Source organism: Pseudomonas sp. NPDC088885, from assembly GCF_044750025.1.
In the GTDB taxonomy this organism is placed as follows: domain Bacteria; phylum Pseudomonadota; class Gammaproteobacteria; order Pseudomonadales; family Pseudomonadaceae; genus Aquipseudomonas; species Aquipseudomonas rustica.
Map to the genome: position 1 here is coordinate 18,942 of NZ_JBIVJB010000027.1, position 22,004 is coordinate 40,945.

The window sequence follows — 22,004 nt, forward strand, 5'->3', positions numbered from 1 at the left end:
TTCGTCAATATCCCCCAATCAGTCCCCTCTCCCTTTGGGAGAGGGCTAGGGTGAGGGGCTTTTTCAGACTGCAACGTGATACGGATTGCGCGGATCATGATTCCAGTCCAGAAACGGCTTGCCTGAATCCATCGGCACCATCTCGATACAGTCCGCCACCGGACAAGTGATCTGGCACAAATTGCAGCCCACACACTCATCATCAATCACTTCATATTTATGCGTCCCGTCCGCCTGGCGCAAACTGCCAATCGCTTGATGTGAAGTGTCCTCGCAGGCAATGTGGCAACGCCCGCAACCAATGCACGCTTCCTGATCAATCCTGGCGATCACCTGATAGTTGATATCGAGGTATTTCCAGTCCGTGGTATTGCCCACCGCGCGCCCGGAAAACTCGGAAATGCTGGCGTAGCCCTGACTATCCATCCACCGCGACAAGCCGTCCTTCATCTCCTCAACAATGCGGAAACCATGCAGCATCGCCGCCGTGCACACTTGCACCGCGCCACTGCCCAGCGCCATGAATTCTGCGGCATCACGCCAACTGCCGATGCCGCCAATCCCGCAGATCGGCAAGCCCTGCGTCTCAGGATCACGGGCAATTTCCGCGACCATGTTCAGCGCGATCGGCTTCACCGCCGAACCGCAATAACCGCCGTGGGTGCTTTTGCTGCCGACGGTGGGCAGGGCGACCATGTGCTCCAGATCGACGCTGGTGATCGAGTTGATCGTATTGATCAGCGACACCGCATCGGCGCCACCGCGATGGGCGGCGCGGGCAGCGACGCGGATGTCGGTGATGTTCGGCGTCAGTTTGACGATCACCGGCAGCGAGCAATAGGTCTTGCACCAGCGCGTCACCTGCTCGACGTACTCCGGCACCTGACCGACCGCTGCGCCCATACCACGTTCCGGCATGCCGTGTGGGCAACCGAAATTCAGTTCGATGCCGTCAGCGCCCGTGGCCTCAACCAGCGGCAGAATGTGTTTCCACGACTCTTCAACGCACGGCACCATCAGCGAAACGATGATTGCGCGATCCGGCCAGTCTTTCTTCACTTGAGTGATTTCGCGCAAGTTGATTTCCAGCGAACGGTCGGTGATCAGCTCGATGTTATTGATGCCGAGCACTTCGCGGTTGTTGCCGTAATGTGCCGAGTAACGCGACGAAACGTTGACCGCCGCCGGATCCTCGCCAAGGGTTTTCCAGACCACGCCGCCCCAGCCTGCTTCGAACGCGCGCACCACGTTGTAGGCTTTGTCGGTCGGTGGCGCGGAGGCCAGCCAAAAGGGGTTTGGCGCTTTGATGCCGGCGAAGACTATCGAGAGATCGGCCATTTACGCAGCCTCCACGTTGAGCATCAGTTGCGCGTTAATCGCCTCGGCGGCGAGTTTGCCGTGCTGCACAGCTTGCACGGTGAGGTCTTGATCGAGGCTGGTGCAGTCGCCGCCGGCATACACGCCGGGAATGCTGGTGCGCAGGTTTTCGTCGACTTGAATGCGTTCGCCCTGACGCTTGAGTTCACGGGCGAGCGGGTCGGCGAGGGCGCGGCTGTCGAAGGACTGGCCGATGGCTTTGAAGATTGCGTCGGCGGCCAGTTCGAAGGTTTCACCGGTGGTTTGCAGGCGTCCTTCGACCAGATCGGTGCGAGCGAAACGCATGCCGCGCACGTTGCCTTGATCGTCGAGCAGCACTTCTTCCGGTTGTGCCCAGGTCAGCAGACGCACCTGATTGGCCTTGGCGATGTCTTGTTCATGGCCAGTGGCGCCCATGTCCGCCGCGCCACGGCGATACACCAGATTGACATCGCGAGCGCCGAGGCGAGCCATTTGCACGGCCATGTCGATCGCGGTATTACCGGCGCCGAGGACGATGCAGCGTTCGGCCAGTGGCAGTTGCGTGAGGTCATCGGCCTGACGCAGTTCGCGGATGTAATCGGTGGCGGCGAGCAGGCCCGGGGCGTCTTCGTGGGCCAGGCCGAGTTGCTTGCTGGCGTTGAGACCGAGGCCGAGGAACACCGCGTCGAATTGGTAATGCAGTTCACTGAGGGTCAGATTCTCACCGAGTTTCTGCCCGTGGCGAATTTCGATGCCGCCGATTTGCAGGAGGAAATCCAGCTCCTTTTGCGCGTAATCGTCGACCAGTTTGTACTTGGCGATCCCGTACTCATTGAGCCCGCCAGCCTTCTCCCGCGCTTCGAAAATCACCACGTCATGACCGTGCATGGCGCTGCGATGCGCGCAGGACAAACCGGCCGGCCCGGCACCCACCACGGCGATGCGTTTACCGGTGGCTGCCGCGCGCTGGAATGGGTGTTCAGTGAAGTGTGCGTTGTCGACGGCGTAGCGTTGCAGCAGGCCGATCAGCACCGGCGCGCATTCGTGGGCGTTGTTGCGCACGCAGGCTTGCTGGCAGAGGATTTCAGTCGGGCAAACGCGTGCACAACTGCCGCCGAGGATGTTTGCCGAGAGGATTTTCTGCGCGGCGCCGGGGACGTTGTCTTGATGGATATTGCGGATGAACGAGGGGATATCGATCTCGCTCGGGCACGCATTCACGCACGGCGCGTCGTAGCAATACAGACAGCGCGAGGCTTCCAGATGCGCCTGCCGAGCGTTGAGCGGCGGCGCCAGATCAGTGAAATGCCCGGCGAGGGCGGCCGCGCTTTCGTGCGGGTGGGGGAGATGGTTCAGGGTCTCGATCACGGTTGTGTGCCTCACGGTTATTTGAGGTTCTCTGCCTCTGATGGGCAGATCGTTCCCACGCTCTGCGTGGGAATGCCTCTAGGGACGCTCCGCGTCCAATGACGCGGAGCGTCACGGGCTTCATTCCCACGCAGAGCGTGGGAACGATCATCTAAGGCCGAAGGCCGGGATATCAGCGTTTAACGGCTGTCGGCTTGTGCATCTCAGCCCGCTTACTCAGCAAATCAAACACCGCCGGATACGCCGGCCGTTCGATGTACCGTCCGGCACCGCGCTCGGCGCGCAGGTCGCCATCGGCCCAGACCAAACGACCCTGGCTGACGGTATGGCTCGGCACGCCGCGCACGGTCTTGCCTTCGAAGATGTTGAAGTCCACCTGCTGATGGTGGGTCTTGGCAGAAATGGTGCGCGTGCCTTGCGGATCCCACAGCACCAGGTCGGCATCGGCACCGACGCGAATCGCACCTTTACGCGGATAGAGATTGAAGATTTTCGCGGTGTTGGTGGAGGTGAGCGCAACGAAATCCTGCATCGATAAACGACCGGAATTAACGCCCTCATCCCAAAGCACCGCCATGCGATCTTCGATACCCGCCGTGCCATTGGGGATCTTGCTGAAGTCGTCACGCCCGGCCGCTTTTTGCTCCGCGCAGAAGCAGCAATGATCCGTCGCAGTGGTGTGCAGATTACCGTTCTGCAGCCCGTGCCACAGCGCCTCTTGATGACCGCGCGGACGGAACGGCGGGCTCATCACGTAACCCGCAGCAGTCTGCCAGTCCGGGTGTTGGTAGACGCTATCGTCGAGCAGCAAATGCCCGGCGAGCACTTCGCCGTACACGGGCTGACCCTTGCTGCGCGCATAGGTGATTTCGTCGAGGGCTTCCTTGGTCGAGACGTGCACCAGATACAACGGCGTGCCAATGGTTTCAGCGATACGAATCGCCCGGCTCGCCGCTTCCCCTTCAACCTGTGAAGGCCGCGACAGCGGATGCGCCTCCGGCCCGGTGATGCCTTGGGCCATCAACTTGCGTTGCAGGTGATAGACCAGCTCGCCGTTTTCCGCGTGCACGGTCGGTACCGCACCGAGCTCCAGACAACGCTCGAAACTCGCCACCAGCGTGTCGTCGGCGGCCATGATCGCGTTCTTGTAGGCCATGAAATGCTTGAAGCTGTTGATGCCGTGATGGCTGACCAGTTCGGCCATCTCTTCGCGCACCTGCTCGCTCCACCAGGTGATCGCGACGTGGAAGCCATAGTCGGACGCGGACTTCTCCGCCCAGCCGCGCCACTGATGGAATGCTTCCATCAATGATTGCTGTGGATTGGGAATGACGAAGTCGATGATCGACGTGGTGCCACCGGCCAGACCGGCCGCCGTGCCGCTGTAGAAATCCTCGCTGGCCACGGTGCCCATAAACGGAAGTTGCATGTGCGTGTGCGGATCGATGCCGCCGGGCATCAGGTATTGGCCGCTGCCGTCGAGCACTTCGGCGCCGGCGGGAACATCAAGGTTTTCACCGATGGCTTTGATCACGCCGTCGGCGCAATAGACGTCGGCGCGATAACTTTCATCATGGGTAACAACGGTGGCGCCACGGATCAACAGAGACATTCCGAGTTCCTCGCAGGCATGACCGACTTGTGCCGGTTCTAAATGTTTTATTGATGTACAGCAGTGCAGGGTGTATTCCTGTCAGCGCTGTCAGGAATAGAAACTAGTCGCGAATTTGCAATAGAGCAAGAATATTTTTTATAAGCTTATGTCTGTTTTAACTATATGAAAAATAACGATAAAAAGTGTAAATCACCAAAATGGTGAGGCGGCTCACCATTTTGACGCACTTGACAGGATGGAAATATGAGCAAGATTTCCTATGTGAAATCAGCCGCTTGAAGTTGAGCTGCGGTTGCACGTTCACAATGAAAATAAATGCAGTGCACCAGTTTGAGTCCTGTCTGTTCGGACAACTTGCCAAGTGTTTAGCCTGAGCACCCAGACAAGTTTCCGCGAACTCATCAGGTGAATAATTAAAACTGATAAATATCAGAAAGTTGCAATACGTTTGAAGCACGGCCCTAGCGCCAGGCGGTTCACCCGGCACGTTTATTGATGCCGCCGCTGACACCATGGCCGGTGCACGAAAGTTGTCAGTTCCTCCGGCCATCGTCCGGCTCGCGCCTTGTGTGCAAGCCGCCTGATGAGCAAAAAAATAATCAGAAGAACAGTGGAGCGGCCATGCAACAGAACAGATCGCAAGTGACCGAGCGCGACGGCTTGTTCGAACTCGAAGCCGGCAGCGACGTCCTCGACAGTCCCCGTTACAACCACGATATGGCACCGACCAAGGTGCGCGAACGAACCTGGAATAAATGGCACATCACCGCGCTGTGGGTCGGCATGTCGATCTGCGTGCCGACCTACACCCTCGGCGGCGTGCTCACGGCGTACTTCGGCTTGAGTGTGGGCGAAGCGCTGCTGGCGATTCTGTTCGCCAATATCATCGTGTTGATTCCGCTGACGCTGAACGCCTTTCCCGGCACCAAATACGGCATTCCGTTTCCCGTGTTACTGCGCTCGTCGTTCGGCATTCTCGGCTCCAACGTGCCGTGCCTGATTCGCGCGCTGGTGGCGTGCGGCTGGTTCGGCATTCAGACGATGTTTGGCGGTTTGGCGATTCACCTGTTTCTCGGCTCGATTTTCGACGGCTGGAAATCCCTTGGCGGGACGGGGGAGGTGATCGGCTTCATGGTGTTCTGGGCGCTGAACCTGTGGGTGGTGATTCGCGGCGCCGAGTCGATCAAGTGGCTGGAAACCTTGTCCGCGCCGTTGCTGGTGGCGGTCGGCATCGGCCTGCTGGTATGGGCGATGCCCAATGTGTCGATGACGGAACTGCTGGCGATCCCGCCGAAGCGTCCGGAAGGCGCCAGCGTGGTGAGTTACTTCGCCGCCGGACTGACGGCAATGGTGGGTTTCTGGGCGACGTTGTCGCTGAACATTCCGGACTTCAGTCGTTACGCCAAGAGCCAGAAAGATCAAATCCTCGGGCAGATTTTCGGCCTGCCGCTGACCATGTTTTTGTTCGCCTCGCTGGGCGTAATCATGACCGCAGCGTCAGTGAAACTGGTCGGCGTGACGGTGTCTGATCCGGTGACTTTGATCGGCCATATTCAGAGCCCGGTGTGGGTCGCGGTGGCCATGGCATTGATCATCATCGCCACACTGTCGACCAACACCGCCGCGAACATTGTCTCGCCGACCAACGATTTTCAAAACATCGCGCCCAAGGTGATCAACCGCACCAAAGCGGTGTTGCTGACCGGGTTGGTCGGGCTGTTGTTGATGGGGCATGAGCTGCTGAAAAAGCTTGGTTTGATCGTTTCCGATGTGAGCCTGGAAACTGTGTATTCCAATTGGCTGCTCGGTTATTCGAGCCTGCTCGGGCCGATCGCCGGGATCATGGTGGTGGACTATTTCCTGATCAAGAAACAGCAACTGGACCTGGCCGGGTTGTACCGCGATGACGTGTATCCGGCGTGGAACCGGGCCGGGTTTCTCGCGTTTGGTGTGCCGGTGGTGCTGACCTTGTTGTCGCTGGGTAGCGATGCGTTCAGCTGGTTTTACAGCTATGGCTGGTTCACCGGCTCGGCGTTGGGCGGGATTATTTATTACGGGTTGTGCGTGATGCGGGCGCAGCCTTCTGCCGTGAAAACAGCGGTGTAAGTCATGATCATTCCCACGCTCTGCGTGGGAATGCAGCCCGGGACGCTCTGCGTTCCAACAGCGGACGCAGAGCGTCCATGGATGAGTTCCCACGCAGAGCGTGGGAACTATCGGCATCAACACTGAGGAGATCCCCATGAACGCAGCCGTAGACGTTCTGCAATCGACCCATCAGCACATCAACCGCGATCGCCTTTGGGCCTCGCTCATGGAGCTGGCCAAGCTCGGCGCCACGGTCAAGGGCGGGGTCTGTCGCCTGGCCCTGACCGACCTCGACCGCCAGGCCCGCGACCTGTTCGTGCAATGGTGCAAGGACGCCGGGTGCAGCGTCAAGGTCGATGCCGTCGGCAACATCTTTGCCCGCCGGCCGGGGCGCAATCCCGACCTGCCGCCAGTGATGACCGGCAGCCACATCGACACGCAACCCACCGGTGGCAAGTTCGACGGCTGCTTCGGTGTGCTCGCTGGCGTCGAGGTTCTGCGCACACTCAACGACCTCGGCGTGGAAACCGAAGCGCCGCTGGAAGTGGTGGTCTGGACCAACGAAGAAGGCTCACGCTTCGCGCCATGCATGATGGGCTCCGGCGTGTTCGCCGAAAAATTCACCCTCGAAGAAACGCTGGCCAAGGTCGATGCCGAGGGCATCACGGTCGGCGAAGCACTCAATGCGATCGGCTACGCGGGCCCGCGCAAAGTCAGCGGGCATAAAGTCGGCGCCTATTTCGAAGCACACATCGAACAAGGCCCGATCCTTGAAGACGAACAGAAAACCATCGGCGTGGTGCTCGGTGCGCTGGGGCAGAAGTGGTTCGATCTGAAACTGCGCGGCGTCGAGGCCCACGCCGGCCCAACACCGATGCACCTGCGCAAAGATGCACTGGTCGGCGCCTCGGTCATCGTCGGCGCCGTCAACCGCGCCGCCCTCGGCCATCAACCGCACGCCTGCGGCACGGTCGGCTGCCTGCAAGCCTATCCCGGCTCGCGCAACGTCATTCCCGGCGAAGTGCGCATGACCCTCGATTTCCGTCATCTCGAACCGGCGCGGCTGAATTCGATGATTGCTGAAGTGAAGCAGGTCATCGAAGCGACTTGTGAGGAACATGGCCTGACTTATGAACTGACCCCAACCGCAGACTTCCCGCCGCTGTACTTCGAAAAAGGCTGCGTGGAAGCGGTGCGCGGCGCGGCCAAGGGCTTGGGCCTGTCGCACATGGACATCGTCAGCGGCGCCGGCCACGACGCAATCTTCCTCGCCGAACTTGGCCCTGCCGGAATGATTTTCGTGCCGTGTGAAGGCGGGATCAGCCACAACGAAATCGAAAACGCCGCGCCGGATGATCTGGCGGCCGGGTGCGCGGTGTTGTTGCGGGCGATGCTCGCGGCTTCGGCGGCGGTGGCAGCAGGTAAAGCCGCCGCATAAACATCAACAGATCGCAGCCCTGTGTAGGAGCTGCCGCAGGCTGCGATCTTTTGCTGACACGCAAATGTCATGAAAATGTGCGACGTTGCCGCCCATGAAAATCATCACCTCCGGCGCGTCCTATCTGGACATCGACGCCTACGCCTGCTGCATCGCCTACGCCGAATTACTCAATCTGCAAGGCATCCCCGCCCGCGCCGTCAGCAGTGCAAAACCCAACGCCAGCGTCTCGAAAACCGTGCTTGCTTGGGGTCGCGCTTTTCAAACGCATGAACCATCGCTGACTGACGAATTCATCTTGGTCGACGTATCCGACTATCACCATTTCGATCCACTGGTCGTGCTCGATCAGGTCGTGGAAGTCATCGACCATCATCCAGGTTACGAAGATTACTGGGCAAAGAAACTCGGTTCGGCCGCCGACATCCGCCCGATCGGCGCTGCGGCAACTCAGGTCTTTCAGCGTTGGCAGACCTCAGACTTGCTAGCAAAAATCAGCGAACAAAGCGCCGCACTGCTGGCCACCGCGATCCTCGACAACACCCTGAACTTCACCAGCCAGATGACGACCGCAGCGGACATCGACGCCTACGCCGAACTCGCATTTCGGGCGAAACTCGCGACCGACTGGCCCGAGAAATACTTCCTCGAATGCCAGACCAGCATCGAATCAGACCTTGCCAATGCCTTGGCAGCCGACCTGAAACGGCTGAAACCCGAAAGTAATCTGCCGCAAGTCTTCGCACAAATGACCGTGTGGGATGCCGATGCGTTGCTGCAAAAGCATCGGCCAGCGATCCGCCAGTGGATGGCGGAGCAGGGCGATGACTGGATGCTGAATGTCATCAGCATCCGCGACCGGAATAGTTGTTTGCTGGCAGACCCGGTGTTGAGCCAACGCAAACTCAATCGCCTGCTGACACTGGACTGGCACGCCGGCATGGCCGTCCACGCACCCTCAATCCTGCGCAAGGAACTACTCAAACTGGGCCTACACACAAACCTGTAGGAGCCGAGCTTGCTCGCGAAGGCGGTGTGTCAGGCAAATCACATCTGCCTGACACAATGCCTTCGCGAGCAAGCTCAGCTCCTACAAGGGTTAGCGATTAATCCAGTGTGAGGTTTTTTGTTCGGCGGTCATTGCCCTGCGGATTGCCGATATCCAGCAACCGTCTCTCCACCAACACATTCTCCAGCGCCTGACGCTCGAACGGCGCCATTTGGTGTTCGCGCTTTTTCAGCTCCAGCAGAATGGGGCTGGACCAGGTGCGGTAGGTCTGTTCGATCGTGCGACGCGACGTCATCAGTCTCTCCTTGATCAAGAGCCCAGGGGCTCAGTCCGATGAGGGAGTAACGTTAGACGACAAACCCGAGACGCGCGAATGGCTGGCTTTTCTGTGGGAGCGGGCTTGCTCGCGAAAGCGGTGGTTCAGTCGGCACAACTGCTGAATGACATACCGCTTTCGCGAGCAAGCCCGCTCCCACAGGGGGTTTGTGGTGGGTTTTGGTCAGTCGTCAACGTTCATCAGTTGCTGCACGCCTTCCCACGCTTCGGCGCGCATGCGTTCGATGTCCAGGCCGGGGATTACGCCGTTGTCGACCACAATCCGGCCGCCGACCAGGCTGTATTTCACCGTGATCGGTTCACCCGCAACCACCGGGGCGACGGCGCTGTCGTGGAAGCCGTAGAACCGTGGGTGATCGAGACTGTAGACCACCAGATCCGCCGCTTGCCCGATTTCGAGCGTGCCAACCGCGCCGAGTCCCAACACCTGCGCGCCACCCGCCGTGCCCCAGTGAATGACGTCTTCAGCGGTGGTCGCCGAGGCGCCTTGTTCGGCGCGGTGGATCAGCCACGCGGTGTTGGCCTCACCGACCATGCTTCCGGATTCATTCGACGCTACGCCATCCACGCCCAGGGAAATCGGCACACCTGCCTCGTACATCTGCGGCACTGGCGCGACGCCGCTGCCCAGCCGCGCATTGCTCACCGGGCAATGCGAGACCCCGGTGCCGGTCTGCGCGAGCATGCGGATTTCGCCCGGTTGCAGGTGTACGGCGTGGGCGAACCAAACGTCGGGGCCGAGCCATTCGTGTTCGGCGACGAATTCCACCGGCAGGCAGTTGTATTTTTCGCGGCAGAAATTCACGTAGTTCTGCGTTTCCGACAGGTGCGTATGCAGGCGCAAACCGAGGCCGCGTGCGGTGTGGGCGAGTTCGCGTAACAGGGTTGGCGGCAGCGAGAACGTTGGCGTGGTTGGCGCGACAACCACGCGGCGCATCGCGTCTGGAGTGTCCTGGTGATACAGCGATTTCAGCCGTTCGATGTCGCCGACCATTTGCTCAAGGCTCTCCGGTTGCAGCGCGGTTTTCGAGAAGCCCGGGTGGGCGCTCGCCGACTCCAGCGCGCCGCCTCGGCACAACACAAAACGCAGGCCAAATTCATCGGCCATGTCGAACAGTACGTCGCCGGTCTCGGTGCTGCCGTGGGCGTGGTAGAGGTAGTGGTGATCGGCGCAGGTGGTGACGCCGGACAGCAGCAACTCGACCATGCCCAACCGTGCGGCGATCCGCGCCAGTTGCGGGGTAAAGCGGTTGAGGCGCGGGTAGGGCACGCTGGCCAGCCAGCCTTGCAGATCCTGATTCAAGCCTTCGGGCACGGCTTTGAGCAGGTTCTGGAACAGGTGATGGTGGGTGTTGATCCAGCCGGGATAGACCACGCAGTTGCGCGCGTCGATCAGCCGTTCGCCGGGTTGTGGTTCAAGGTTCGCGGCCATTTCGGCGATGCGACCGTTGACCACGCGGACGTCCACGGCCCCGGCCCGCGCGCGAGGGCCGCGCAGGCCGGTCATCACCGCGACCGGGTTTTTGATCAGGATGTTCTGAAGTTGAGTCATGGGCAGCTCCAAACTAAAGGATGTGCGAGGCGGATTTACTGGCGGTGGTTTCCGGCACGCTGACGCCATTCAGCGCGGCGTTGAGCAGCACCGACACCAGGCAAGCGATAACCACGCTGCTGTGCAGGAACGGCTGCGACCACTCGGGGAGTTGTTTGAACAAGGTGGGTGCGAGCACCGGTACCAGCGCGGCGGCGATGGTGAAACCGACGATCAAGACGTTGTAGCGATTGCGCTCGTAATCGACTTTGGCGAGGGTCTGAATGCCCGCCGCCGCAACCACGCCGAACATGGCAATGCCAGCGCCACCGAGAGCGGCGGTCGGCATCGAAGCGATGATCGCGCCGGCCTTCGGCACCAAGGCAATCGAGCACATCAGCAAGCCGCTGACCGCGACCACCCAACGGCTGCGCACGCCGGTGAGGATCACCAGGCCGACGTTTTCCATGAAGGCGATAAACGGGAACGCGGCGAACATCCCGGCGATGGTGCTGGCCAGGCCATTGGCGCGCAGACCGTTGATGACCTGTTTGTCCTCGACCGGTTTTTCGACAATGTCGCCGATGGCCACGAACAGCCCCATCGACTCGACCATCTGCACGATCATCACCACCACCATGGTCGCGATGGGGATCAGGCTGAAGGTTGGCAGGCCGAAATAGAACGGGTAGGGCACGGTCAGCCACGGCGCATCTTCGACGCTGTGAAAACTGCCCATGCCCAGACCGTAGGCCAGTCCGGCGCCAACCAGCATCCCGATCAACACCGCCATGTTGCGCAGCATCGGGCTGCCATAGCGGTTGACCAACAGGATCGTCAGCAACACCACCACCGCCACACCAAGGAACGCCGGCGCGCCGAAGTTGCTCGCGTTGCGCCCGCCGCCGACCCATTCGTAGGCAATCGGGAACAGCTGTAAACCGATCACGGTGACGATGCAACCGGTGACCACGGGCGGAAAAAACCGCCGTAATCGACCGACGAAGGGCGCCATCAGCATGGTGAAAATCCCCGCGCCGATCACGGCCCCGCAGACCCCGGCGAACCCAACCTCCGGGTTGCTGCCGATGGCGATCACCGGGCCAACGCTGCTGAAAGCCACGCCTTGCAGAATTGGCAGGCGCACGCCGAATTTCCAGAAGCCGACGGTTTGCAGGAGGGTGGCAATGCCGGAACAGAACAGCGTGGTACTGATCAGCACCACCGTGTCGGCGTGGGACATTTTCAGGGCACTGGCGACAATCAACGGCACGGCGATGGCGCCGATGTACGAGACGGCCATGTGTTGCAGGCCGAGGGTGAGCATCTGTCGTACCGGCAAAACGCGGTCGACGGGGTGCACGGTGGATGCGGTTTTTGATGGGGATGTGGCTGACGACATGGGGAAACACCTCTGGCTGTTTTTATGCGGTAGAGAGGGGTATTCGTCTGATGCCTGCTGCAGATCCCCTGTAGGAGTGAACCTTTGTGGCGAGGGGATTTAGCGAAACGTCGCACCGCCCCGATCGGCTGCGCAGCAGTCGCAAATCCAGCACATGCGGTTTTTCTGGTAAACCGCGAGTACAGGTTTTGGGGGCGCTTCGCACCCCATCGGGGATAAATCCCCTCGCCACAAATTAACTGCCTCCCCGCAGGTAAATTGCCTCAGCAAAAGAAAATTGCCTCAGCACAGAACCTCAACACAGGGATCACTCCACAGATTTACAGGGCCGATTTTGGCATCAGTCATTCGTACACATGTGCCCGAAGCCGCCATCCACCGGCTTCGATGCCTTGTTTCAGCCTGCCAGGCAGGCGGCGAAGCCTTGGTTTAGGGCCGCGCGATCCAGGTCGCGGCCGATGAACACGATCTTGCTCGAGCGGGGCTCCGTGCCCCACGCGGTTGAGGCGCGAAATTCCACCAGGCTGTGCACGCCTTGCAGCACGTAGCGCTGGTCTTCATTGGCCACGGCGAGCACGCCTTTCATGCGGTACAGGTTGTCGGCCTGGGAGGAGCGCAGCTCGCTGATCCAGCGATGGAACGCCATCAGGTTGACCGCGCCGTCCACAGCGATGCCCACCGATGACACGCTTGGGTCGTGTTGGTGATCCTGCTCTTCAATAGAGTGCTCAGCGTGATGCTCATGGTCGTGGTGATCGTGATCGGGCTGATCCGCGCCGATTTCCATCAGCTTCTGCGTGCATTCAAACGCGCCGATGCCGAGGATCTTCGTCAGGTCGATTTGCGCGTGGGTCGAGGTCACCAGATCTGCCGTGGCATTCAAGCCACGGATCTTGCCGCGCAAGGTTTCCACTTCTTCAGCGCTGACCAGATCGACCTTGTTGATGACGATCCGGTCGGCGCAAACGATCTGATCCACCGCCTGATTGTCGACGCCGTCGAGTTGCAGATCCTCCAGGTGCTGGGCGATGTGCTTGGCGTCGACCATGGTCACGATGGCGTCGAGTTCGACTTCATCGGCGATCGGGTCATTGATGAAAAAGCTCTGCGCCACCGGGTACGGATCGGCCAGGCCGCTGGTTTCGATGAGGATGTGATCGAGGCGCACCGGGCGCGCGACCAGTTCGCGGACGATGCGCACCAAGTCCTCGCGAACTTCGGCGGTACAGCACACGCAGCCGTTGACCATCTCGTAGATTTCTTCGGTCTCGGAACTGAGGACGAGATCGCCGTCGATGCCGACTTCACCGAATTCGTTTTCGATCACGGCGATTTTGCGACCGTGGTTTTCTTTGAGGATGTAGTTGAGCAGGGTGGTTTTACCGGCACCGAGGAAACCGGTGAGGATGGTCACGGGGATTTTGGTGTTGCGGGTTGGGGCGTTGAATGGGGTGTTCATTTGAAGCTCCTTTGATTGACCGGTGCACACTGAATTCGGGGTGATTAAATTTTTGATGTTTAACCCTTGTGGCGAGGGGATTTATCCCCGATGGGCTGCGAAGCGGCCCCAAATCCTGCCACCGCGCTGTATCAGGCAGACCGCGGTTGCCGGTTTTACGACTGCTTCGCAGCCGAGCGGGGATAAATCCCCTCGCCACAGTTATTGATTTCCACAGTTGGATCCGGGTGTTCACGCCAGCGTCGTGCGACGCCGGCATCGAGGCCGAACAGGTCGAGCACGCGGCCGAGGCTGTGGTCGACCATTTGTGCAAGATTCGCCGGGCGGGCGTAGAACGCGGGCACCGGCGGGGCGATGATTCCGCCCATCTCGGTGACGGCGGTCATGTTGCGCAGGTGGGCGAGGGTCAGCGGGGTTTCGCGGGCCATCAACACCAGCGTGCGGCGCTCCTTGAGCGTGACGTCGGCAGCACGGCCGATCAGCCCCGAAGACGTTCCGGTGGCAATCTCCGCCAGCGTCCTCATCGAACACGGCGCCACCACCATGCCGAGGCAGCGAAACGATCCGCTGGCAATCCCGGCGGCGACGTCATCGACGCGGTGGTAATGACTGGCCAATGCAGTGACGTCGGCGAGTTTGAAGTCGGTTTCGTGGGCCATGGTCAGCAGCGCCGCGCGACTGATGATCAGGTGGCTTTCGATGTCCAGCTCGGTGAGCAATTGCAGCAAGCGCACGCCGTAGATGAAGCCGGACGCGCCGCTGATGCCGACCACCATCCGTTGCCGGTTCACGATTCCAGTCCTTTGAGCAAAACCCGCGCGCGTTCCAGTACATCCTGATCCAGCTGCGCCTTGATCCCGTCAAACCCGGAACCGCGAGTCGCATCCAGGCCCATCCGCGAAGTGGTGCCGTTGACCGACGACGAAGGATCAAGCGGACTGCCCGGCAAGCCATCGATGGTGAAAATATCCAGGTGCGGCTGGAAGTGTGTGGCCAGTGCCCACAGCACCTGGCTGTCATCGCTGATGTCGATATCGCTGTCCACCGCGATCACGGTTTTCAGGTACGGATCCCAGCCGAGCAACGCCAGCATGATCTGCCGCGCCTCGCCGTCGCGGCTCTGATCCAGCGCCACGTAGCAGTGAAAATGCGTGCCGGAATTCGGATAATGCACGGCGGTGACAGCGGGGAAACGTGCCTTGAGTTTTTCGCTCATCTCCGCTTCGCGCGGCAGGCGGGCGAGGGTCAAATGCTCGGCGTAGCGGCCACCCATCACGTCGACCAGCCAGGCGTCCTTGCGCTTTAACAGGGTGTCGACACGCAGCACATTGTTGGTCGAGCGATCCGAGGAATAACCGCTGAATTCACCGAACGGGCCTTCCTCGGCATAGGCCGCCGGGTCAATCGCGCCTTCCAGAACAAACTCGGCATACGCTGGTACACCGATGCCGTAGCGTGGAGTTTTCACCAGTTCCAGCGGCGCACCAAACAGCCCGCCAGCGACGGCGCGTTCATCGGCGCCATAGGGCAAGCGTGCAGCGGCGGCGAGCATGAACAGTGGGTGCGCGCCAACCACCATGGCCACACGCAATTCTTCGCCACGTTCGCGGGCGGTTTGCAGCATCCGCCACAAATGACCGCGTGAATGCAGGCTGGTGGCGAGGGCCTGGCGGGCGTGGCGCATCGAGCGGTGATAGCTCATGTTGGCGATGCCGGTCAGCGGGTCTTCGGCAACGATGATGGCGTTGGTGATGTACGGCCCGCGATCGCTGTCGAAATGCTTGAGCATCGGCAGCAGCGCCAGATCCAGCGCTTCGCCTTCGAAGACTTCATCGAGAATCGGGCCGCTTTCTACATAATGCGGAGCGATGGGTTGGTTGGCGCGGGTTTGAAAGGTTTCGTGCAGTTGCGCCGGGGTGACGCCGAACAGCCGGGCGATGCGGGTGCGGGAGGCGAACAGATTAGACGCCACCGGCACGCCGAGGTGGCCGACGTTTTCGCAGATCAGCAGCGGATCGCGGCCTTGGGCGGCGAGGGCATCGACCAGGGCGGTGACGTCCTGATCGGCAGAAATCGGTTGAGTGACGGTCAACACATCGTCCGGGTACTCACGGCGATAGGCGTCGATGAACACGTGAAAGTCCTGAGAATCGCCGAGCGTCGAACGGGTCATGGTGTCACCTCGTAAAAAGCAGGCACGCAGGGGTGAGAGGGCGTTCGCGCGGCCAGCCGTTGGCCTGCCGGTCGAACGAACGCCGGGTCATCTTCGTGCCTGTAAAGTCGCTGTGTGCTCTGTGTACAGATCCCTTGTGGCGAGGGCCTTTGTGGCGAGGGGATTTATCCCCGTTGGGCTGCGAAGCGGCCCCAAAACCCGCAATTGCGCTGTGTCAGGAAAACCTCATTTACAGGTTTTGCGACTGCTGCGCAGCCGAACGGGGCGGTGCGACGTTTCGCTAAATCCCCTCGCCACAGGGTTTCCTTGTTACCCCAAGGATCTGCGTTATCTAGAGGTACGTGGTGGTCAGGCGAATGTCGGCCTCGGCCAGATCCTTCGGCGGTGGCGTCGGTTCGATCCCGCACAACCTTGCGATGTTGTTGCCCAGGTAGTCTTCGAGATGATCCTCATCAATCCCCAAACCCTGCGGCGCCGGCGAGCACAACACCTCCAGTTCCCTCAGCCACATCCCCGGCTCATTCGGAGGCGAATCGGTGCCGAACACGATCTTGTTGCGCGGCAGTTCCTTGGCGAATTCGACGATCCGCGACTGGAAGCACCAGCCCGATTCGCAGTACACGTTCGGCGTGTCCATCGCCATCCAGAACGCTTCGAACGAGTAGTTGCCGCCGGTCTGGATACCGAAGTGGCCGATGATGAAATTGACCATCGGGAACTCGCGGATGATCGGGTAGAACATCGTCGGAATCGTGTACGGGCCGTCGCCGGTGTGGATCAGCACGACGATGTTGTACTTGGCGCAGACCTTCATCGCCGGACGCAGCCAGTCGAGTGCGCGATCCGGGCGATAGCCGTGCATGTTGGCGTGCAGTTTGAGCATCTTGAAGCCGTATTCCTTGATGTGGAATTCCAGCTCCGCTGCACCGTTTTCCGGTCCCCAGCGCGGGTTGAAGTTGAAGTTGCCGATGAAGCGATCCGGGTACTTCATGCACAGTTCGGCGATGTACGACATGTAGTCGCGTACGCCTTCGCGGCCCCGGCGGTTGCCGTCGCGATAACCGGTGTTGCCCGGTGGCGGCTGGATGAAACCCATGTCGATGCGGCGTGGTTTGCCGTTGATCATGTACGGGCCGTCCATCAGCTTGAGCATGCGCTCGCCGGTGAACGGTTCGCCAGTGTGGCGCCAGGCCTCGTCGACCAGATTTGTTGGGTGCAGATGGGTGTCGATGATCATCGGTTCAGCTCCTGGCCAGTTGAGTGGTGACGGGGCGCTTGAGTTGCGCCTCTGCTTCGGAAACGGAACGTGGTGGCGGGGTTGGCTCAAGGCCGATCATCCGCGCGGTGTTGTTGCCCAAGTAGTCTTCGAGGGTGTCCTCGTCGAGGTTCAGGCCTTGCGGCGGTTCGTGGCAGAGCACTTCGAGCAGGCGCAGCCACATGCCCGGTTCGTTCGGCGGTGTGTCGGTGCCGAAGAGGATCTTGTGCGTCGGCAAGACCTTGGCGAATTCGACGATCCGCGATTGCAGGCACCAGCCGGATTCGCAGTAGACGTTGGGCAATTCCATCGCCCATTGCATCGGTTCGAACACGTAGACGCCACCGGTCTGCACGCCGAAGTGGGCCATGATGAAATTGACGTTAGGGAATTCCTTGATCATCGGCACCCATTCCGACGGGATGCTGTAAGGCCCGTCGCCGGTGTGCAGCTTGACCGGAATGCCCAGCTCGGCGCACTTCTCGAAGCATGGGCGCACCCAGTCGAGTGCGCGGTCAGGACGGTAGGCGTGCATGTTGGCCTGCATCTGCACCATGCCGAAACCGTGTTCCTTGACGTAGCGCTCGATCGCCTCGACGCCGTTTTCCACGCCGCAGCGCGGGTTGTAGACGAAGCAGCCGATGAAACGATCCGGGTAGGTCTGCACCATTTTCAGGGTGTAGGCCATGTAGGCATCGATGGATTCACGGCCGGTCAGGTCGCCGTCGGTCCAGGTGTAAATCGTGTTGCCTTGCGGCGGCTGGATGAAGGCTTTGTCAATGCGGCGAGGCTTGCCGTTGACCATGTACGGGCCATCCATCATCTCCAGCAGACGCTCGCCGGTGAACGGGTCACCGTCATGCCTCCAGGCGAGGTCCACCAGATCGGTGGGATAGCAGCTGATATCGATGATCATTGCAGTCGATCTCCTGATAGCGGGGAAGGGAGCCTTGCGGCTCTCGGCATCCACGTCCCGGGCAATCGGCCGTTTCTATGCGCAAGACTCGCGCATTCCCTCGCCTGTTCGCATCCGGCCCGGGTGGGTGGCTGCTGAGGGCGAGTATTGGAAAGGGGGGAGGGGTTCGTACAATATTAATTGGGAGGGGTGGTGATATGCGTTCGATATGGCTGCATCAAGATCAAAAGATCGCAGCCTGCGGCAGCTCCTACAGGGATCGGTGTAGGAGCTGCCGCAGGCTGCGATCTTTTGATCTTCATGGATGTGCCGGCCTCTTCGCGAGCAAGCCCGCTCCCACCGGGGGTACGCATTCCAATCTGGGAGCGGGCTTGCTCGCGAAGGCGTCAGGACTGTGTTTGCAAAGCCAACAGTTTGATCGCCTCAACCACCGGCGCCACACGCTCCGCCTGCCCATGCGGCCACACCGCGTAAAGGTTGTAATGCGCCGCAATCTGCGCCTCGTTCAGCGCCACCAACCGCCCACTGCGCAACGCATCAGCCGCGAGTAATCCACGCACCAGCCCCGCGCCAACGCCAGCCTCGGCAGCCGCAATCAAATTCGCCGCATTATCAAAAATCACCCGTGCCGGTGGCTCGGTCGGGGTCATTCCGGCCGCATCCAGCCACGGAATCCACGACCTTCGCGTATACCCCAACAACGGCAACTCCAAAATCTGCGCCGGGCTCAACGGCACCTGCAATCCATAGCGTTCCAGCAAATCCGGCGAAGCCACCGCCAACACCCGATCGCCACAAATCTGCGTCATCTCGCAGTCGTCCCAATCGCCATAGCCATAGCGCAACGCCAGATCGACCCGCTCAAACGTGCCGCGATCACTGCGCGGCATCGACAGCAACGTCACCTCGTAATCCGGCAGCCCATCGAGCAACTGCGGCAGGCGCGGATTGAGCCAGCTCTGCGCCAGTTCACTGTCGACATCGAGGGTCAAACGTTGCGCGACGCTGCGGTTTTTCACCGACGAGATCGCCCGGTCAATCTGCGCCAGACCGTCCGACAACACACTGGCAAACAACTGCCCGGCATCGGTCAGGTTGCTGCCACCCCCCTCACGCACGAACAACGGCTGGCCAATGAAATCTTCCAGCGCACGGATCTGCTGGCTGATCGCGCTGTGGGTCAGATCCAGTTTGCGCGCAGCACTGGAGAAACTGCCGCTGCGCGCGGCGTGGATAAACGCGCTCATGGACTGCACCGACGGGTATCGCTTGTACATGTTGTTAGTCCTGCTTACAGCGGTTGGCAGAAATCGTCGCTGGCCGCGTGTTGCTCAGGGTTCCAATAATCGGTGACCAGGCCTGCACAAAGACGGGCCGCTCTTTTGGAGCCTGACAATGATTGCATTCACGGTTAACGGCGAACGACGCGAGCTGGATGAAGCGTCCTCCTCCATGCCCTTGTTATGGGTCTTGCGTGATCAACTGAAACTCACCGGCACCAAGTTCGGCTGCGGCATGGGCCTGTGCGGTGCCTGCACCGTGCACCTGGACGGCGTCGCGGTGCGTTCCTGCCAACTGCCAGCGGCCGCCGTCGCGGGCCACAGCATCACCACCATCGAAGGTTTGTCGCCGACGGAGAACCATCCGCTGCAACTGGCCTGGGTCGCCGAAGATGTGCCGCAATGCGGCTACTGTCAATCCGGGCAGATCATGTCCGCCGCCGCGCTGCTCAACACCGGTGCGGCAGTGACCGACGATTCGATCCGCAACGCCATGTCCGGAAATATCTGCCGCTGCGGCACTTACGGGCGCATCAACAAAGCGATCAAACGTGCGGCGAATGCGCCGAAGGAGGCGTGATGAGCCTCATCGACGACACCCGCATCGAACTGCCGCGCCGGGTTTTTCTCAAGCAAGCGGCGACCGTCGCTTCCGGACTGGCGATTGCCCTGTATCTGCCCGGCGGCATCGCAGCCACCGATCCAAAAGCCATGGCGCCGGCCAACGAATTTGAGCCGAATGCCTGGGTGCGGATCTTTCCCGACGGCACGGTGAAACTGGTGGTGCACAAGCACGATTCCGGCACCGGCACGCAAACGGCATTGGCCGCGTGTGTGGCGGAAGAGCTGGACGTCAACCCGATGACCGTGCAGGTGATTACCCCGGAAGACCCGTTTTTCGAAACCTACATTCATCCGGTCTGGAAAGTCTTCTCCACGGGCGGCAGCACCAGCGTTTCCCTCGAATACGATCGCTTGCGCATGGCCGGTGCCACGGCGCGGGCGCTGTTGATTACAGCAGCGGCGAAACAGTGGAAAGTCAGCCCCGACAGTTGCACCACCGAGGAAGGTCGCGTCGTTCACACGTCGAGTAAGCGTAGCCTCGGTTATGGCGAACTGGTCGGGGTCGCGGCGAATCTGCCAGCGCCGACCCACGTCACGCTGAAAGACCCGGCGCAGTTCAAATACATCGGCAAGCTGCGGCACAAACGCGATGCAGCGGCCAAGGTGTGCGGGCGGTTCAAGTACAGCATCGACGTGCAATTGCCGGACATGCTGGTGGCGGTGATTCAGCGTGCGCCCGTTGTTGGCGCGAAGGTCGTCAGCGTCGATTCAGCGGCGGCTCTGCAAGTGCCGGGCGTACGCAAGGTGTTGGCGATTCCCGGGCGTCCGGATGTGCTCGGCGGCAATCTGGAAGGCGTCGCCGTGTTGGCGGATACGTTCTGGGCCGCGCAGCATGGCCGCAAAGTACTGGAGATCAAGTGGAGCGATTCACCTTTGGCCGGGTTCGACAGCGAGCAGTTGTTCAGCGCTCAAGCCAAAGCCATCGGCGATCCGCAAGCGCAAACCGTCAAAGCCATGACCCAAGGTGATGTCGCCGGGCAATGGGCGGGCGCGGCGAAGCTGATCGAAGCCGATTACACCATGCCCTACAAGGTGCAAAACCCGCTGGAACCGATCTGCATCACCGCGCAGGTCAAGGACAAGGCGATCACCTATTGGGGCGGCGTGCAGGTGCCGTCGTCGGCACTGGAAGCGGCGCAAACCGTGTGCGGGATCGACAAGGCCAACGTCACCATTCATGAGTTGGTGTCGGGCGGCAGCTTCGGTGCGCGGGAGGCGAAATACTGGTTGTTTGAAGTCGCGTATCTGGCGCAGAAAACCGGCGTGCCGGTGAAACTGCTCAACAGCCGTGAAGATGAAATGCACGCGCTGTTCAATCACCCGGCAACCTTGCATCGGGTCAAAGGTGCGCTGGATGCTCAAGGCAAACTCAGCGCGCTGCAATTGCACGCGGTATCGCCGGCCTCCCCGGAACAGTGGGAACCGGGTTATTTCGAACGCCCGGACAAGATGGATTACAGCACCACCGAAGCGATCACCGCGTGGGACTTCGCCTACCGTCCACCGCATCTGGAATTGAATTGGGTCAAGCACGAAAGCGACGTGCCGAGCGGCTGGTATCGCTCGGTGAGTTTTATTCCCAACGTGTTTGCTGTGGAAAGTTTCATGGATGAGCTGGCGCATGCCGCCGGTACAGATCCATTGGCATTCCGCTTGGCCAATATGCAAGAGCGACCACGGCATGTGGCGGTGCTCAAGCAGGCAGCCGAGCGCGCCGGATGGGGTCAGCCGTTGCCACCGGGCACGGCGCTGGGGATTGCGACCAATCAGGGTTACACCAGTTTTATTGCGGTGGTCGCGCGCGTCGCGACAGTCGACGGCAAGCCGAAAGTCGAGAAGCTCACCTGCGTGGTTGATTGCGGTTTGGCGGTGTCGCCGGGCGGTGTTGAAGAGCAGATCTACGGCGGCCTGATGTGGGGCTTCGGTCACGCGTTGTTCGATCGGCTCGACATCAAACAGGGCAGGGTGGTGCAGAGTAATTTCCACGACTATCGCGTCACGCGCATGTCCGACATGCCGGCCACCGACATCCTCGTGCTCGACGGTGAGCCCAGCAAACCCGGTGGCGTCGGCGAGTTGGGCAGTCCGTCGGTGGTGCCGGCCATCGCCAATGCGTTGTTCGCGCTGACCGGCGTGCGCCAGCGTTCGACGCCACTGAGCCTGGGATAAATC

General features: G+C 60.7%; 17 protein-coding genes. 5 read left to right on the plus strand and 12 right to left on the minus strand.

From position 1 onward, the window contains the following. Window positions 1–63: 63 nt before the first annotated feature. The 3 genes from preA to hydA form a co-directional block, all read right to left on the minus strand. Window positions 64–1,338, minus strand: coding sequence for an NAD-dependent dihydropyrimidine dehydrogenase subunit PreA (gene preA / locus ACIP1X_RS13825; RefSeq protein ID WP_053121404.1), 1,275 nt, complete (start codon window positions 1,336–1,338; stop codon window positions 64–66). Then, entirely contained in the window at window positions 1,339–2,706 is a 1,368-nt protein-coding gene (locus tag ACIP1X_RS13830; protein ID WP_400752806.1) for an NAD(P)-dependent oxidoreductase, read from the minus strand. A gap of 172 nt (window positions 2,707–2,878) precedes the next feature. Continuing rightward, window positions 2,879–4,318 (minus strand): dihydropyrimidinase, encoded by a 1,440-nt coding sequence (gene hydA, locus ACIP1X_RS13835; RefSeq protein ID WP_134176651.1) that lies wholly within the window; start codon window positions 4,316–4,318, stop codon window positions 2,879–2,881. A 624-nt stretch (window positions 4,319–4,942) separates the two neighbouring features. On the opposite strand from hydA, the gene ACIP1X_RS13840 reads away from it, so the two are divergent. From ACIP1X_RS13840 to ACIP1X_RS13850, 3 genes are all read left to right on the plus strand, one after another. Further along, window positions 4,943–6,427: an NCS1 family nucleobase:cation symporter-1 gene (locus ACIP1X_RS13840; RefSeq protein WP_159814675.1), complete on the plus strand. Its 1,485-nt coding sequence runs from the start codon at window positions 4,943–4,945 to the stop codon at window positions 6,425–6,427. Between the two features lie 136 nt (window positions 6,428–6,563). Next, window positions 6,564–7,847, plus strand: a complete 1,284-nt coding sequence (locus tag ACIP1X_RS13845) for a Zn-dependent hydrolase (protein ID WP_400752809.1) — start codon at window positions 6,564–6,566, stop codon at window positions 7,845–7,847. Between the two features lie 94 nt (window positions 7,848–7,941). Beyond that, window positions 7,942–8,856, plus strand: coding sequence for a DHH family protein (locus ACIP1X_RS13850; RefSeq protein ID WP_400752811.1), 915 nt, complete (start codon window positions 7,942–7,944; stop codon window positions 8,854–8,856). A 97-nt stretch (window positions 8,857–8,953) separates the two neighbouring features. On the opposite strand, the gene ACIP1X_RS13855 is transcribed toward ACIP1X_RS13850, so the two are convergent. The 9 genes from ACIP1X_RS13855 to ACIP1X_RS13895 all read right to left on the minus strand — a co-directional run bounded on the left by ACIP1X_RS13855 (window position 8,954) and on the right by ACIP1X_RS13895 (window position 19,205). Further along, a complete protein-coding gene (locus ACIP1X_RS13855) occupies window positions 8,954–9,151 on the minus strand; it encodes a hypothetical protein (protein ID WP_053121391.1) in 198 nt (65 codons plus the stop codon). 204 nt (window positions 9,152–9,355) lie between these two features. After that, window positions 9,356–10,744 (minus strand): amidohydrolase family protein, encoded by a 1,389-nt coding sequence (locus ACIP1X_RS13860; protein ID WP_400752813.1) that lies wholly within the window; start codon window positions 10,742–10,744, stop codon window positions 9,356–9,358. Window positions 10,745–10,757: 13 nt separating this feature from the next. Beyond that, entirely contained in the window at window positions 10,758–12,125 is a 1,368-nt protein-coding gene (locus ACIP1X_RS13865; protein WP_159814670.1) for a nucleobase:cation symporter-2 family protein, read from the minus strand. 397 nt (window positions 12,126–12,522) lie between these two features. Further along, entirely contained in the window at window positions 12,523–13,584 is a 1,062-nt protein-coding gene (locus tag ACIP1X_RS13870; protein WP_400752816.1) for a CobW family GTP-binding protein, read from the minus strand. Window positions 13,585–13,739: 155 nt separating this feature from the next. Beyond that, window positions 13,740–14,360, minus strand: coding sequence for a UbiX family flavin prenyltransferase (locus ACIP1X_RS13875; RefSeq protein ID WP_400752846.1), 621 nt, complete (start codon window positions 14,358–14,360; stop codon window positions 13,740–13,742). A gap of 11 nt (window positions 14,361–14,371) precedes the next feature. Next, on the minus strand, window positions 14,372–15,757 hold the full coding sequence (locus tag ACIP1X_RS13880) for a UbiD family decarboxylase (RefSeq protein WP_400752819.1): 1,386 nt from the start codon (window positions 15,755–15,757) through the stop codon (window positions 14,372–14,374). A gap of 331 nt (window positions 15,758–16,088) precedes the next feature. Then, window positions 16,089–16,994 carry an amidohydrolase family protein gene (locus tag ACIP1X_RS13885; RefSeq protein WP_008081961.1) on the minus strand — a complete coding sequence of 302 codons (906 nt, stop codon included), beginning with the start codon at window positions 16,992–16,994 and terminating at the stop codon, window positions 16,089–16,091. Between the two features lie 4 nt (window positions 16,995–16,998). Beyond that, a complete protein-coding gene (locus ACIP1X_RS13890) occupies window positions 16,999–17,928 on the minus strand; it encodes an amidohydrolase family protein (protein ID WP_008081962.1) in 930 nt (309 codons plus the stop codon). Between the two features lie 386 nt (window positions 17,929–18,314). Then, window positions 18,315–19,205 (minus strand): LysR substrate-binding domain-containing protein, encoded by an 891-nt coding sequence (locus tag ACIP1X_RS13895; RefSeq protein WP_400752822.1) that lies wholly within the window; start codon window positions 19,203–19,205, stop codon window positions 18,315–18,317. Between the two features lie 118 nt (window positions 19,206–19,323). On the opposite strand from ACIP1X_RS13895, the gene ACIP1X_RS13900 reads away from it, so the two are divergent. Further along, entirely contained in the window at window positions 19,324–19,788 is a 465-nt protein-coding gene (locus tag ACIP1X_RS13900) for a (2Fe-2S)-binding protein (RefSeq protein ID WP_159815707.1), read from the plus strand. Next, window positions 19,788–22,001, plus strand: coding sequence for a molybdopterin cofactor-binding domain-containing protein (locus ACIP1X_RS13905; RefSeq protein WP_400752825.1), 2,214 nt, complete (start codon window positions 19,788–19,790; stop codon window positions 21,999–22,001). The genes ACIP1X_RS13900 and ACIP1X_RS13905 overlap by 1 nt, the downstream gene beginning before the upstream one ends. Window positions 22,002–22,004 lie beyond the last annotated feature (3 nt).